This window comes from Pseudomonas sp. c313 (genome assembly GCF_055407145.1).
The window spans coordinates 57,422-72,036 of record NZ_JBUZRD010000006.1; the positions used below are offsets into that span (position 1 = coordinate 57,422).

Below are 14,615 nucleotides of genomic sequence, written 5' to 3' on the forward strand. Positions count from 1 at the left end.
GACTCAACCCTGGTTTAGCAGTTGACGCAAATCGATCACCGCTGCGTTGGCCCGGGAAATGTAGTTGGCCATCACCAGCGAGTGGTTAGCCAACACGCCGAAGCCGCTGCCATTGAGGATCATTGGGCTCCACACCGGCTCTTGCGAGGCTTCCAGTTCACGAATGATCTGACGCACGCTGACCGTGGCGTTCTTCTTGGCCAGTACGTCGGCGAAGTCGACTTCGATGGCACGCAACAAATGAGACAGCGCCCAGGCCTGGCCGCGCGCCTCATAGAACACGTTGTCGATCTGCATCCATGGGGTTTCCACCACTTCTTCATCGACCTGCGGTACTTCACCCGGTGCCAGGGCTTCGGTTTTCAGTGCAGTGTTGAGCTTGACCCGGCCGACGCTGGCCGACAGCCGTTGCGACAACGACCCCAGGCGAGTGGCAACATCGCCGAGCCAGTTATTCAGGTTGTCGGCGCGGGCATAGAACAGCGCGCCTTTCTGATTAGGGTCCGACAACCGTGCTTCATAGCGGCTCAGGGAGTTGATGCCATCCTGGTATTCCGATTCGCTGGACGGCAGCACCCAACTCCTGTTGTCGAAGTTGAAGCGCGGCTCAGCCTTGGCCAAGTCCGCATCTTCCGCCGACTGCGACTGGGACCGGGCGAAGTCCTTGCGCAGGGCGCGGGTCAGGTCACGGACCTGGACCAGCACGCCATATTCCCAACTCGGCGTGTTGTCCATCCACAGGCCCGGCGGGAATCGGTCATTGGAGATATAGCCGCCCGGTTTGTTGAGCAACGTGCCAACGACGGTCTTGAGGGTTTCGACGGTGGTGAAGCCCAACACCATTTGCTTGCCGTCTTTCTCGGCGGCAATCTGGGCGTTCTGCTGGACCGGAAACAAGGCCGGCTCCTGGCTCCAATACCAGCCCAGGCCACCGCTGACCAGCAGGTAAAGGGCCACCAGGGTGAGCAAGGCGCGGCTCATCAGCAGGCCACGCAAATAGCTGCGGGGAGCTGACTTGGGCGCAGGGCTTGGGCCCGGTGCGCTGCCTGCACGGTTTTTCCAGTCCAGCATGGCGATATCCTTTCAATCACTTGAGTTCATGCACTTGAGTCGATGGCGTGCGTTCAATAGCTACGACCACAACCCTACCCCATCGTGCCAGTCTGTGCGGTGCTTTTAAATCAAGGTGGCGCTTGGGCGGCGCTCAACTATAAAGGATGGGCGCTTTTGCGCCTATGCGCCTATCTGTCCCTGCGACCCCGCGGTCAGTAAATGAATAAGCATGACCTTGCAGTTAATTGACGTATGACACTCGTGCGAATGGAAAGAGATGATAGCATGGAGCCATCAGTCGACCTCAGCATGCACCCTTACTAGTAGTCAGGATATGACCGAGCCAGAAGACCCCAGCCGTGAGCGCCTCAAGCACCATTTTGCCCAGCGGGTAATTCATCAGGCGCGTCAAATCCTTGAGATCTGGCAGCGCCTGCAACGCAGCGAATGGTCGAGCGCCGATTTATCCGAACTCAGCGAAGCCAACCTGCGCCTGCTGCGTTTCGCCGAGCGCTTCGAACAGCCGGAACACGGCCAACTGGCGCGGCACATCATCGAATCACTCAAGGCTGTAGACGATAATCGCGGCCGCCTGAGCAGCAACCTGATCAGCGAACTCAACCGCTTGATGCAACGTCTGTCTCGCACCGGTTTGCGCCAGGGCGACCAGTTGGAACAAACCTCGCTGCCCCCGATGCGCAAACCGATCTACGTGATGCTGGCCGATCACGACCGCGCCGAGCGCCTGGCCAAGCAGCTGGAGTTCTTCGGCTTAAGCGCACAATCCCTGGACAGCGTGGCGGCATTTCGCTCATCCATGGCAGAGCGCTTGCCGGCGGCGATTGTGATCGACGTGGACTTCTGCGGTACAGGCCTGGGCCTGCTATTGGCGGCCGAAGCCCAGGAAGGCCTGGAGCAGAAACTGCCGCTGCTGTTTTTCAGCCTCCACGAAACCGACACCCCGACTCGCCTGGCCGCCGTGCGCGCCGGGGGTCAGGAGTTTCTGACCGGCACGCTGGAAGCATCGAGTCTGCTGGAAAAAATCGAGGTACTGACCTGCGTCGCCCAGTACGAGCCCTATAAAGTGCTGATCATCGACGACTCCCGCGCCCAGGCCATGCACACCGAGCGCCTGCTCAACAGTGCCGGCATCGTCACCCGCACCCTGATCGAACCGATCCAGGCCATGGCCGAGCTGGCGGATTTCCAGCCTGACCTGATCATCCTCGACATGTACATGCCCGCCTGTACCGGCACCGAACTGGCCAAGGTCATTCGCCACAACGACCGCTATGTCAGCGTGCCGATTATTTACCTGTCGGCCGAAGACGACCTGGACAAGCAACTGGACGCCATGAGTGAAGGCGGCGACGACTTCCTCACCAAACCGATCAAGCCACGGCACCTGATCACCACCGTACGCAACCGCGCAGCAAGGGCCCGGCATCTCAAGGCGCGGATGGTGCGCGACAGCCTGACCGGGCTGTACAACCACACCCATATCCTGCAACTGCTGGAAGACTGCAGCTTCCGCGCCCGTCGCGAGGACAAGCCGTTGAGTTTTGCCATGCTCGACATTGACCACTTCAAGCGGGTCAACGACAGCCACGGCCATCCCATGGGCGACCGCGTGATCAAGAGCCTGGCGCTGTTTCTCAAGCAGCGACTGCGCAAGACCGACTTTATCGGTCGCTATGGCGGCGAAGAGTTCGCCATCGTCATGCCCGACACCGACATGGACTCGGCCTGCAAAGTACTCGATGAAATTCGTGGGCGCTTTGCTGAAATCCATTACCCGGCCCAACCCCAGGACCTGTGGTGCACCTTCAGCGCCGGGGTAGTTGAACTGTGCGATGGCTCCGACAGCCTGATGATGGCCGCCCAGGCCGATGAAGCGCTGTACCGCGCCAAGCATGCCGGGCGCAATCGTGTGCAGGCCGCCGAACCATCACGGCAAAGTGCCACCTTTTCATCGGATTCTACTCAGTCCGTCATAACGCTGTAACGAAAGCGCAATAACTTCAGGCACTTATCCTTCTGCCGTTGGTTGAAACCACGCATGCGCCTGAAGCTGCTGACGAACCTGAACACCCTTCTGCTGGTCGCCGTTTGCCTGGCCCTAGGCGCTACGCTCTGGTGGTCGCAACGGGCGCTGGAGCGCCCTTACCTATTGATGGAACGCTATCTGGGCCTGTCTCAGACCTTCCAGAATCAGGCCGCACGCAATATCGACGACTACCTGGCCAGCGGCGATGCACTGCGCCTGAGCAGCGCCAGCCAGAGCCTGGAAAACCTGCTGCAACACCTCGACGATTTGCCTCCTGACCTCGCCCACAACCTTCGCCCCAGCCTTGCCGACCTGGATGGTTTCAGCAAGACCGAGCTGCTGGCCGCCGGCAAGCTGGCGGGCGATCCGCAAGCCCTGCTGCTGCAAGCCGAGCGGGAGCTGGGGGCTAACCTGGAGCAACTGAGTCAGTACGCCGCAGGCGTCAATACCCCTGAGGCGGCACGTTATCTACCGCCCTTGCTGGTGGCATCCCAACACTTGGCCAAACTGTCCCTGGCCAGGAACAAGCTGGTCAGCAGTGGACGCAGTGAACTGGCCAACGATGTCGAGCGGGAAGTGGCCAGCATCCACAGCCAGGCTGACTTGCTGGAACAACTGCCATTGCTGGGCGTGACGGGCAACAGCGAGTCCAATAGCGACGACTTCTCGGCGATGATGGGTTTGCAAAGCAGCGAAAAAACCGTGGCCCAGGACACCGGTGTCGACCTCAAGCGCGAGCTCAACAGCCTGCTGACCCGCTATCCGGCAGAGCTGAAACGTACCCGCGAGCAAATCCGCCAACGGGGTGAACTGGCCGCTGCCACTCGCCTGAAAATCGACGCAGTGCAACAAGCCATCGCCGCACTGGAGCCCTTGGTGCGGGCCCAGCATGGGCAAATCCAGGGTGAAGTGCGGGTAATACAGGGTGTGATGATTGGCTTGATCCTGTTGATCGCCCTGCTGATCGACACCTTGCAGCGGCGCCTGGCGCGGGTGCTGACCAATCTGGCGCCGGCGTTGTCGAACTGGGCCGAAGGTGATTTCAGCCAGGCGATCGTATTGGGCGCGACCAACCGCGAACTGCACGATATCGAGGCCTCTCTCAATCGTTTACGGGTTTATCTGGTGAACCTGGTGGGCACCATTCGCGAAAACGCCGAACAAGTAGCCGGCAGCAGCCGGGCCCTCGCCGAACTGAGCGGTGGCCTGCATGACGGTGCCGAGCGCCAGGCCGGTGATACCGCGCAGATTCGTGATTCCCTTGGGGAGCTGGAAGCCACCATTCAACAAGTGGCAGGCGATGCCAGCCAGGCCGCCGGGGCCAGCCGTAGTGCCGGCCAAGCCGTGGAGCAAGGCCAACGGGTGATTGGCTTGAGCCTGACCGGACTGTACGCGCTGGTCGGGGAGGTCCAGGAGAACGCGCAGATGATCGAAAAGCTGGCCGAAGAATCCGCCACCATTGGCGGTGTATTGACGGTGATCCGCTCGATTGCCGACCAGACTAACCTGCTGGCCCTCAACGCTGCGATCGAAGCGGCCCGTGCCGGTGAGGCCGGTCGCGGGTTTGCCGTGGTCGCTGACGAAGTCCGATCACTGGCCCAGCGCACAGCGGCTGCCACTGCACAAATCCAGACCCTGATTGCCAACTTGCAAACCGCCGCCCGGCAATCGGTGGAAGGCATGCGCGCCCAGGTCGAACACGCCGAAGCCACCGCCCAGCAAGCCCAGGCCGCCGACGGTGCGCTGGATGAAATCGTCGGCGCGATCCAGACCATTTCCGACACTGCTGTACGCATTGCTGATGTCACCGCCCAGCAAAGCGGCGCAGTCAGTGAGATCCGGGATAACAGTGAGCGGATTCATCAGTTAGGTGAGGATAACTTGCTGCGTATTGGCCAGGGTCGCAGCCAGGGCGAGCATTTGCTGGTGCTCGGAGGGCAACTCAATACCGCCGTGCAGGCCTTTCGCGTCTAACTCGATTCCAGGAGCGACCTACTCCCTGCAAATGACCGGATACGACACTCCAGTCACATATTTTGCGTAATCCTCGCTAATCGTGCTGCCTATTGCAGGGAACTGGACAGTCACAAAGGCTTTGCGGCATAGTCGCCGAGTTCTGCCGCACCCACACCAATAACAAGGAACAGCCGATGGCGACCTTACTGGTTCTGCACGGACCCAACCTGAACCTGCTCGGCACCCGTGAACCGGGCGTCTACGGTGCAGTGACCCTCGAACAGATCAACCTCGATCTGGAGCGACGGGCCCGTGATGCCGGCCACCATTTGCTCTACCTGCAAAGCAATGCCGAGTATGAATTGATTGATCGCATTCACGCCGCGCGCAGCGAAGGCGTGGATTTCATCCTGATCAACCCCGCCGCTTTTACGCACACAAGCGTTGCATTACGTGACGCGCTGCTGGCGGTGAGCATCCCATTCATCGAAGTGCATTTATCGAACGTGCACAAACGCGAACCTTTCCGCCATCACTCTTACTTCTCCGACGTTGCGGTAGGAGTGATCTGCGGCCTTGGCGCCAGCGGTTACCGACTGGCCCTGGAGGCCGCCCTGGAACAGCTTGAAGAACAGGCCAAGCGCCCCTGACCGACCCTTGGGAGTTGACGATTCATGGATATCCGTAAAGTTAAGAAACTGATCGAACTGCTGGAAGAATCCGGTATCGACGAGCTGGAAATCAAGGAAGGCGAGGAATCCGTACGGATCAGCCGTCACAGCAAGACCCCGGCCCAACAGTTCTACGCACCACAGATGCAAGCACCGGCACCTGCCCCAGTGGCCGCTACTCCGGTTGCTACTGTCGCTGAAGCCCCTGCAGCACCGAAACTGAACGGTTTCGTGGTCAAGTCGCCAATGGTCGGTACGTTCTACCGCACCCCGGCACCGACCTCGCCAGCCTTTGCTGAAATCGGCCAGACCGTCAAAGTGGGCGACACCATCTGCATCGTTGAAGCGATGAAGATGATGAACCACATCCAGGCTGAAAAAGCCGGTGTGATCGAATCCATCCTGGTAGAAAACGGTCAGCCGGTTGAATTCGACCAACCGCTGTTCACCATCGTTTGAACCGCGGAGAACCAACGATGTTGAAACCTGCGAAGCTGGAAAAAGTCCTGATCGCCAACCGCGGCGAAATCGCCCTGCGGATCTTGCGCGCTTGCAAGGAAATGGGTATCAAGACCGTCGCGGTGTACTCGACTGCCGACAAAGAGCTGATGCACCTGGGCCTGGCGGACGAGACGGTTTGCATAGGCCCTGCGCCTGCCAGCCTGTCTTACCTGCACATCCCGGCGATCATCGCAGCGGCTGAAGTGACCGGCGCTACCGCCATTCACCCAGGCTACGGTTTCCTTGCGGAAAACGCCGATTTCGCCGAACAGGTGGAAAAATCCGGTTTTGCCTTCATCGGCCCGAAAGCTGACACCATTCGCCTGATGGGCGACAAGGTTTCGGCCAAGCACGCCATGATCGCTGCCGGCGTGCCGACCGTTCCAGGCTCTGACGGCCCGTTGCCGGAAGACCCGGAAACTGCCCTGCGCATTGGTCGCGAAGTCGGTTACCCAGTGATCATCAAGGCCGCTGGCGGCGGTGGTGGTCGCGGCATGCGTGTGGTGCATCGCGAAGAAGACCTGATTGAAGCAGCCAAGCAGACCCGCGAAGAAGCAGGCGCCTGGTTCAGCAACCCGATGGTCTACCTCGAAAAATACCTGACCAACCCACGTCACGTGGAAGTTCAGGTGCTTTCCGACGGCCAGGGCCACGCCATTCACCTGGGCGACCGCGATTGCTCGCTGCAGCGCCGTCACCAGAAGGTTCTGGAAGAAGCACCCGCACCTGGCCTGGATGAAACCGCCCGTGCAGAAGTCCTGGCGCGCTGCGTCAAGGCGTGCATCGACATCAACTACCGTGGCGCTGGTACCTTCGAGTTCCTCTACGAGAACGGCAGTTTCTACTTCATCGAGATGAACACTCGTGTGCAGGTAGAGCATCCAGTATCGGAAATGGTCACTGGCATCGACATCGTCAAGGAGATGCTCAGCATCGCCGCTGGTAACGCGCTGTCGTTTACCCAGGATGACGTGAAGATCCACGGCCACTCGCTGGAGTGCCGGATCAACGCCGAAGACCCGAAAACCTTTATGCCGAGCCCTGGCATGGTCAAGCACTTCCATGCACCAGGTGGCAACGGCGTTCGCGTCGATTCGCACCTGTACAGCGGCTACAAGGTCCCGTCGAACTACGACTCCCTGATCGGCAAGCTGATCACTTGGGGCTCGACTCGCGACGAAGCCATGGCACGCATGCGCAATGCCCTGGACGAAATCGTGGTTGACGGCATCAAGACCAACATCCCGTTGCATCGGGACCTGGTTCGCGATGAAGGCTTCTGCGAAGGTGGTGTGAACATTCACTACCTGGAACACAAGCTGGCTAATCAGTAAGCGAAGTGATCCACCCAACAAGGCCGCCTTCGGGCGGCTTTGTTGTCTCTGAGGTATCAGGAACAACGCATGATCAATGTGGGAGCAGGGCTTACCCGTCTCACACATTGATCTGCGTGCGTCCAGCGGTGTCGTCTTCTGCCCCCACCTCGCGTAAACTGGCGCGCTTCCCGCAGCCCCACCCGCTGCACACTCATTTTTTCAAAGGTGCCCGCCATGCCTTGGCTGCAAGTCCGTCTCGCCATCAGCCCAGAACAAGCCGAAACCTACGAAGACGCGTTCCTTGAAGTAGGCGCGGTGTCGGTGACCTTCATGGACGCCGAAGATCAACCCATCTTCGAACCCGAGCTGAACACCACCCCGCTGTGGTCCCACACCCATCTGTTGGCGCTGTTCGAAGACGGCACCGAGGCCGCCAGCGTGCTGGCCCATATGGAGCTATTGACCGGCAGCCCGCTGCCCGAGCACCACAGCGAAATCATCGAAGACCAGGACTGGGAACGCAGTTGGATGGACAATTTCCATCCCATGCGTTTCGGCCAGCGCCTGTGGATCGTGCCAAGCTGGCACGCCGCCCCCGAGCCTGACGCGGTGAATCTGCTGCTGGACCCTGGCCTGGCATTTGGCACCGGCACCCACCCGACCACCGCCCTGTGCCTGGAATGGCTCGATGGACAGGATTTGCAGGACTGCAACGTACTGGACTTCGGCTGCGGCTCGGGAATCCTGGCCATCGCTGCCCTGCTGCTGGGCGCGAAGGAAGCGGTCGGTACCGACATCGACGTGCAAGCCCTGGAAGCCTCCCGCGATAACGCCGGGCGTAATAACATCGCCGAAGATAAATTCCCCCTGTACCTGCCGGAGCAACTGCCACAGGTACAGGCCGACGTGCTGGTGGCCAACATTCTGGCCGGCCCACTGGTGTCGCTGGCCCCGCAGCTGTCCAGCCTGGTCAAGCCGGGTGGCCGCCTGGCGCTGTCAGGCATCCTCGCCGAGCAGGGCGAAGACGTCGCCGCCGCTTACGCCCAGAATTTCGAGCTGGACCCGATCGCCAACCGTGACGGCTGGGTACGCATCAGTGGTCGTCGGCGCTAGAATGAGCGCCTGCATGAATCGGATGGCCGCATGACCGACAGTTTCGTCACCCAGTGCCCGCATTGCCACGCCCGCTTTCGCGTAAGCCACGCACAACTGAGCGTGGCCCGTGGTGTGGTTCGTTGTGGCTCTTGCCTGCAAGTGTTCAATGCCGCCCGGCAATTGCTGGAGCAGCGCGCCAGCGCGCCTGAGCCTCAAGCTGCGGCAACGGCAGAAGCAGCACCGCGCGCCGTCAGCCAGAAACAATGGACCGCTGAAGAGCTGGACCTGGACAACCTGGACCTGGACGAAGAACTCGCCAAGCTGGAGCGTCGCGAGATTCAGCACACCCAGCCTCTGGGTGCAGACCGCCGGCAACCAGGCTCCGACCGTCGGCAAAATGAAGAGTCCCTCAGCGCCAGCCGCGATACAGCCAAGACTGAAGAAGAACAATGGGCTGCCAGCCTGTTCAGTGATCCGGCTGATGAGCGGACTCCAGCGCCACAAGCGGCGGACAATGAACCTGAACCGGCAAAGGCTGTAGCAGGAAAACCCAAGCGAACCGAACCCTCGATGTCGTTCGACACCCTGGAGGCAGACGATGAGCCAACGCTGCACACCAGAAAAGCCGATGACGACCTCGACCCGCCCGAGCCACCGGTAACCGACGAGCCTCAAGAACAGCCGCAGTCACGCCGCAAGCGACCCCATCCCGCCACAAGCGCTCACGATGAAATGCTGCAGGAGCTGGAAGACGACCCCCTGCACCTCTACACCCAGAAGCGCCCTTCCGGCTGGGGGCGTCGCCTGCTCTGGATTCTGCTGGTGCTGCTGGCCGCTGCCGCCCTGGCCGGCCAATACATTGCCTACCAGTTCGACGACCTGGCGCGCCAGGATAAATACCGGCCCTGGTTCCAGGAGCTGTGCCCGAAACTGGGCTGCACCGTACCTTCCAGGGTCGATATCGCCCACATCAAGAGCAGTAACCTGGTGGTACGCAGCCACCCGGAGTTCGCCAGCGCCCTGGTGGTCGACGCAATCATCTATAACCGTGCGACGTTCTCCCAACCATTTCCGCTGCTGGAACTACGCTTTGCTGACCTTAACGGGCAGATGATCGCCAGCCGACGCTTCAAACCCGCCGAATACCTCAGCGGCGAGCTGGCGGGCGTGACCGAGATGCCATCCCAGACTCCGATTCACATCGCCCTGGACATCCTCGATCCCGGCAACAAGGCCGTGAATTACAGCCTGAGCTTCCACTCCCCCGAATGAATCGGTTCAGGCACCAGGGTTTGACGGCAGATTATTGACTACGCCGTTCGCTACCAAACCGGCAGCGATAAGAAAATAACTGTTCAGATTTTATCCAATTCAGCCTTTATCCAGTCATCGAGAGCGGGTATCATGCCAACCCTTTTTCGAACTCTAATGATCCGGCCCCACAACAGGGAAGTCCTATGTCGGCGGTACGCATCGGCCCATACACATTGCACAACGGCTTGATTCTCGCCCCTATGGCGGGCGTCACCGACCAGCCCTTTCGTCAGCTGTGCAAACGACTGGGTGCAGGACTTGTAGTCTCGGAAATGGTCACCAGCGACATGAGTTTGTGGAATACCCGCAAGTCGCGGATGCGCATGATCCACGAAGGTGATCCCGAGCCCCGCTCGGTACAGATCGCCGGTGGTGATGCGCAAATGCTGGCGGATGCCGCCCGGGCCAATGTTGAACTGGGGGCGCAGATTATTGATATCAACATGGGCTGCCCGGCAAAAAAAGTCTGCAACAAAGCTGCCGGTTCTGCTTTGCTCAAGGATGAAGCGTTGGTGCGCGAGATCCTGCATGCCGTTGTCGCTGCAGTGGATGTGCCGGTCACCCTGAAGATTCGCACCGGGTGGGACCGGGAGAACAAGAACGGCCTGACGGTGGCGAAGATCGCCGAACAGGCCGGCATTACAGCGCTGGCGGTACATGGCCGCACCCGCGCCGACCTTTATACCGGTGAAGCCGAATACGACACCATTGCCGCGATCAAGCAGGCAGTGTCGATTCCGGTCTTTGCCAACGGCGACATCGACTCGGCCGAGAAAGCCCGGCGCGTGCTGCACGCGACCGGGGCCGACGGTCTGTTGATTGGCCGGGCTGCCCAAGGGCGGCCATGGATTTTTCGTGAAATCGATCATTTTCTGCGTACCGGCGAAATTTTGCCGGCACCGGAGTTGATCGAGGTGGAACGTATTCTGCTAGAGCATCTGGCCGCCCTGCACGCCTTCTACGGAGACGTGATGGGAGTACGCATTGCTCGCAAGCATGTCGGCTGGTATCTCGCAACCTTGCCGGGCGCCAGGGAGTTTCGCGCCCACTTCAATCGTTTGGATGATACGCAAGCACAGGTCGCCAACGTTCGTGAGTTTTTCGCCGAACGTTACAAGAGCCTGGTGACAGGGGACGGAGAAGGGGTGGCCGCATGACGATGATGACCGAGACTTTAGTGAGTGGAACAACACCCGTGAGCGACAACGTCAATTTGAAACAGCACCTCAACACGCCGAGCGAAGAAGGCCAGACCCTTCGCGGGAGTGTCGAGAAGGCGCTGCACAATTATTTCGCCCACCTTGAGGGCGCTGCCGTCACGGACGTGTACAACCTGGTGCTCTCCGAAGTCGAGGCGCCCTTGCTCGAAAGCGTGATGAACTACGTCAAGGGCAACCAGACCAAGGCCAGCGAGCTGCTCGGTCTCAACCGTGGCACGCTGCGCAAGAAGCTCAAGCAGTACGATTTGCTGTAAGCATTCAATCAAACCAGAAAGGCGCCCGCGTAAAAACGGTCGCCTTTTTTGCTGACTCCTTTGCTTTTGATGGAAATTGAAATGACCGACCAGACTACCCGCCTGCCGATCCGCCGTGCCTTGATCAGCGTCTCCGACAAGACCGGCATCCTCGAATTTGCCCGGGGGCTGGAAGCCCTGGGCGTGGAGATTCTCTCCACCGGCGGGACCTTCAAACTGCTGCAGGACAACGGCGTGGCCGCAGTGGAAGTGGCGGACTACACCGGTTTCGCAGAAATGATGGACGGTCGGGTCAAGACCCTGCACCCGAAAATCCACGGCGGGATCCTCGGTCGTCGCGGTATCGACGACGCCATCATGACCGAACACGGCATCAAGCCGATCGACCTGGTGGCCGTCAACCTCTACCCGTTCCAAGCCACCATCAACAAGCCAGGTTGCGACCTGCCGACCGCCATCGAGAACATCGATATCGGCGGACCGACCATGGTTCGCTCGGCAGCCAAGAATCACAAGGACGTGGCCATCGTGGTCAACGCCAGCGATTACGGCCAAGTCCTGGAAAGCCTCAAGGCCGGCGGCCTGACCTACGCTCAGCGCTTCGACCTGATGCTCAAGGCCTTCGAACACACCGCTGCCTACGACGGCATGATCGCCAACTACATGGGCACCGTGAACCAGGCCGCCGAAACCCTCTCGACCTCCGATCGCAGCCAATTCCCGCGCACTTTCAACAGCCAGTTCATCAAGACCCAGGAAATGCGCTACGGCGAGAACCCGCACCAGAGCGCGGCGTTCTACGTGGAAGCGACGCCTGCCGAAGTCGGCATCGCCACCGCGACCCAACTGCAAGGCAAGGAGCTGTCCTACAACAACGTAGCCGACACCGACGCCGCGCTGGAATGTGTGAAAAGCTTCGTCAAACCAGCCTGCGTGATCGTCAAGCATGCCAACCCGTGCGGCGTGGCCGTGAGCCCGGACGCTGAAGGCGGTATCCGCCAGGCCTATGAATTGGCCTACGCCACCGACACCGAGTCGGCGTTCGGCGGCATCATCGCCTTCAACCGTGAGCTGGATGCCGAAACGGCCAAGGCCATCGTCGAGCGTCAGTTTGTTGAAGTGATCATCGCGCCTTCCGTTAGCGAAGAAGCCCGCGCCATCGTTGCCGCCAAGGCCAACGTGCGCCTGCTGACCTGCGGCGAGTGGTCGACGGACCGTGCCGCTGCCTGGGACTACAAGCGCGTCAACGGCGGCTTGCTGGTACAGAGCCGCGACATCGGCATGATCGGCAGCGAAGACCTCAAGGTAGTGACCAAGCGCGCCCCGACCGAGCAGGAAATCAACGACCTGATTTTCGCCTGGAAAGTGGCCAAGTACGTTAAGTCCAACGCCATCGTCTACGCCAAGAACCGCCAGACCATCGGCGTCGGCGCAGGCCAGATGAGCCGCGTGAACTCGGCGCGCATTGCCGCGATCAAGGCTGAACATGCAGGCTTGCAGGTACAGGGTTCGGTCATGGCATCGGATGCGTTCTTCCCGTTCCGTGATGGCCTGGACAATGCCGCCAAAGCGGGCGTCACTGCGGTGATCCAGCCGGGCGGCTCGATGCGTGATAACGAAGTGATTGCTGCCGCTGATGAAGCTGGTATCGCCATGGTCTTCACCGGCATGCGCCACTTCCGTCACTAACAGCACTGCTTTCACCTGTAGGAGCGAGCTTGCTCGCGAAGAACGATAACGCGCCGCGCTGTTTCAGAGACCCCGCGTTATCGTTAGCCACCATCGCGAGCAAGCTCGCTCCTACAGAAAATCACTGTGTTTCCCAGATTTGCGTCATCCGAGGTTTTTGAAATGAATGTTTTGATCATTGGCAGCGGTGGCCGTGAACACGCCCTGGCCTGGAAAGTTGCCCAGGACCCGCGTATCCAGAAAGTTTTCGTCGCGCCCGGCAACGCCGGTACCGCCATTGAAGCCAAGTGCGAAAACGTTGCCATCGACGTATTGGCCATTGAGCAGTTGGCCGATTTCGCCGAGAAAAACGTCTCCCTGACCATCGTCGGTCCGGAAGTCCCATTGGTAGCCGGCGTCGTGGACCTGTTCCGCGCCCGCGGCCTGGATTGCTTCGGTCCTACCGCCGGCGCCGCCCAGCTGGAAGGTTCGAAAGCCTTCGCCAAGGACTTCCTGGCCCGCCACAAGATCCCGACCGCCGACTACCAGAACTTCACCGAGATCGAGCCAGCCCTGGCTTATCTGCGTGAAAAAGGCGCGCCAATCGTGATCAAGGCCGACGGCCTGGCCGCCGGTAAAGGCGTGATCGTCGCCATGACCCTGACCGAAGCCGAAGACGCTGTGCGCGACATGCTCGCCGGCAACGCCTTTGGTGAGGCCGGTTCGCGTGTGGTGATCGAGGAATTCCTCGACGGCGAAGAAGCCAGCTTTATCGTCATGGTCGACGGCAAGAACGTCCTGCCGATGGCCACCAGCCAAGACCACAAACGCGTCGGCGACGGCGACACTGGCCCGAACACGGGAGGCATGGGCGCCTACTCCCCTGCCCCGGTGGTCACCGCCGAGGTTCACAAGCGTGTGATGGACCTGGTGATCTGGCCGACCGTGCGCGGCATGGCCGACGAAGGCAACGTCTACACCGGCTTCCTGTACGCTGGCTTGATGATCGACAAGGCCGGCAACCCGAAGGTTATCGAGTTCAACTGCCGCTTCGGTGATCCGGAAACCCAACCGGTGATGCTGCGCCTGCAATCGAGCCTGGTGCTGCTGGTGGAGGCTGCCCTCGCCCAAGCCCTGGACAAGGTTGAAGCCCAGTGGGACCCACGCCCCAGCGTTGGTATTGTGCTGGCGGCCGGCGGTTATCCTGCCGATTACGCCAAGGGCGATGTGATTCAAGGCCTGGACGCAGCTGCTTCTCTGGAAGGTAAAGTGTTCCACGCCGGCACCGCGCTCAAGGATGGCAACGTGGTGACCGCAGGCGGACGCGTATTGTGCGCCACCGCAATGGGCGCCAGTGTCGATGCTGCCCAGCAGCAGGCTTACAAATTGGCAGCTAAAATCAACTGGCAGGGCTGCTTCTACCGCAAGGACATTGGCTATCGCGCCATTGCCCGTGAGCGTGGCGAAGATCAGTAACCAGCTAGCCGTTCGGTTAGGCAGGGGCCCTTGGCCCTTGCCGT

12 protein-coding genes are annotated in these 14,615 nt (G+C 60.4%); 11 read left to right on the plus strand and 1 reads right to left on the minus strand.

Features of this window, described 5'->3' with window-relative positions; all coding sequences use genetic code 11:
• Window positions 1–3: 3 nt before the first annotated feature.
• Complete coding sequence (locus tag ACZRKZ_RS18175) at window positions 4–1,071, minus strand: DUF2333 family protein (protein ID WP_149411077.1); 1,068 nt, start codon at window positions 1,069–1,071, stop codon at window positions 4–6.
• Between the two features lie 316 nt (window positions 1,072–1,387).
• Between ACZRKZ_RS18175 and ACZRKZ_RS18180 the strand changes: the two genes are divergently transcribed.
• The 11 genes from ACZRKZ_RS18180 (at window position 1,388) to purD (ending at window position 14,571) form a co-directional block, all read left to right on the plus strand.
• Complete coding sequence (locus tag ACZRKZ_RS18180) at window positions 1,388–3,058, plus strand: diguanylate cyclase (RefSeq protein ID WP_463982348.1); 1,671 nt, start codon at window positions 1,388–1,390, stop codon at window positions 3,056–3,058.
• A gap of 54 nt (window positions 3,059–3,112) precedes the next feature.
• Complete coding sequence (locus tag ACZRKZ_RS18185) at window positions 3,113–5,074, plus strand: methyl-accepting chemotaxis protein (RefSeq protein WP_463982349.1); 1,962 nt, start codon at window positions 3,113–3,115, stop codon at window positions 5,072–5,074.
• A gap of 176 nt (window positions 5,075–5,250) precedes the next feature.
• Window positions 5,251–5,706 (plus strand): type II 3-dehydroquinate dehydratase, encoded by a 456-nt coding sequence (gene aroQ / locus ACZRKZ_RS18190; RefSeq protein ID WP_133101509.1) that lies wholly within the window; start codon window positions 5,251–5,253, stop codon window positions 5,704–5,706.
• Window positions 5,707–5,730: 24 nt separating this feature from the next.
• Window positions 5,731–6,186 carry an acetyl-CoA carboxylase biotin carboxyl carrier protein gene (gene accB / locus ACZRKZ_RS18195; protein WP_463969177.1) on the plus strand — a complete coding sequence of 152 codons (456 nt, stop codon included), beginning with the start codon at window positions 5,731–5,733 and terminating at the stop codon, window positions 6,184–6,186.
• Window positions 6,187–6,203: 17 nt separating this feature from the next.
• Window positions 6,204–7,562, plus strand: coding sequence for an acetyl-CoA carboxylase biotin carboxylase subunit (accC, locus tag ACZRKZ_RS18200; protein ID WP_149411080.1), 1,359 nt, complete (start codon window positions 6,204–6,206; stop codon window positions 7,560–7,562).
• A 216-nt stretch (window positions 7,563–7,778) separates the two neighbouring features.
• Window positions 7,779–8,657 carry a 50S ribosomal protein L11 methyltransferase gene (gene prmA, locus ACZRKZ_RS18205; protein ID WP_463982350.1) on the plus strand — a complete coding sequence of 293 codons (879 nt, stop codon included), beginning with the start codon at window positions 7,779–7,781 and terminating at the stop codon, window positions 8,655–8,657.
• 30 nt (window positions 8,658–8,687) lie between these two features.
• On the plus strand, window positions 8,688–9,911 hold the full coding sequence (locus ACZRKZ_RS18210; protein WP_463982351.1) for a DUF3426 domain-containing protein: 1,224 nt from the start codon (window positions 8,688–8,690) through the stop codon (window positions 9,909–9,911).
• 185 nt (window positions 9,912–10,096) lie between these two features.
• On the plus strand, window positions 10,097–11,110 hold the full coding sequence (gene dusB / locus ACZRKZ_RS18215) for a tRNA dihydrouridine synthase DusB (RefSeq protein WP_463982352.1): 1,014 nt from the start codon (window positions 10,097–10,099) through the stop codon (window positions 11,108–11,110).
• Entirely contained in the window at window positions 11,107–11,427 is a 321-nt protein-coding gene (gene fis / locus ACZRKZ_RS18220) for a DNA-binding transcriptional regulator Fis (protein WP_003186237.1), read from the plus strand. Before dusB ends, fis begins: the two co-directional genes overlap by 4 nt.
• Before the next feature lie 81 nt (window positions 11,428–11,508).
• Entirely contained in the window at window positions 11,509–13,116 is a 1,608-nt protein-coding gene (purH, locus tag ACZRKZ_RS18225) for a bifunctional phosphoribosylaminoimidazolecarboxamide formyltransferase/IMP cyclohydrolase (RefSeq protein WP_463969173.1), read from the plus strand.
• A gap of 162 nt (window positions 13,117–13,278) precedes the next feature.
• Window positions 13,279–14,571, plus strand: a complete 1,293-nt coding sequence (gene purD / locus ACZRKZ_RS18230) for a phosphoribosylamine--glycine ligase (RefSeq protein ID WP_463969172.1) — start codon at window positions 13,279–13,281, stop codon at window positions 14,569–14,571.
• Window positions 14,572–14,615 lie beyond the last annotated feature (44 nt).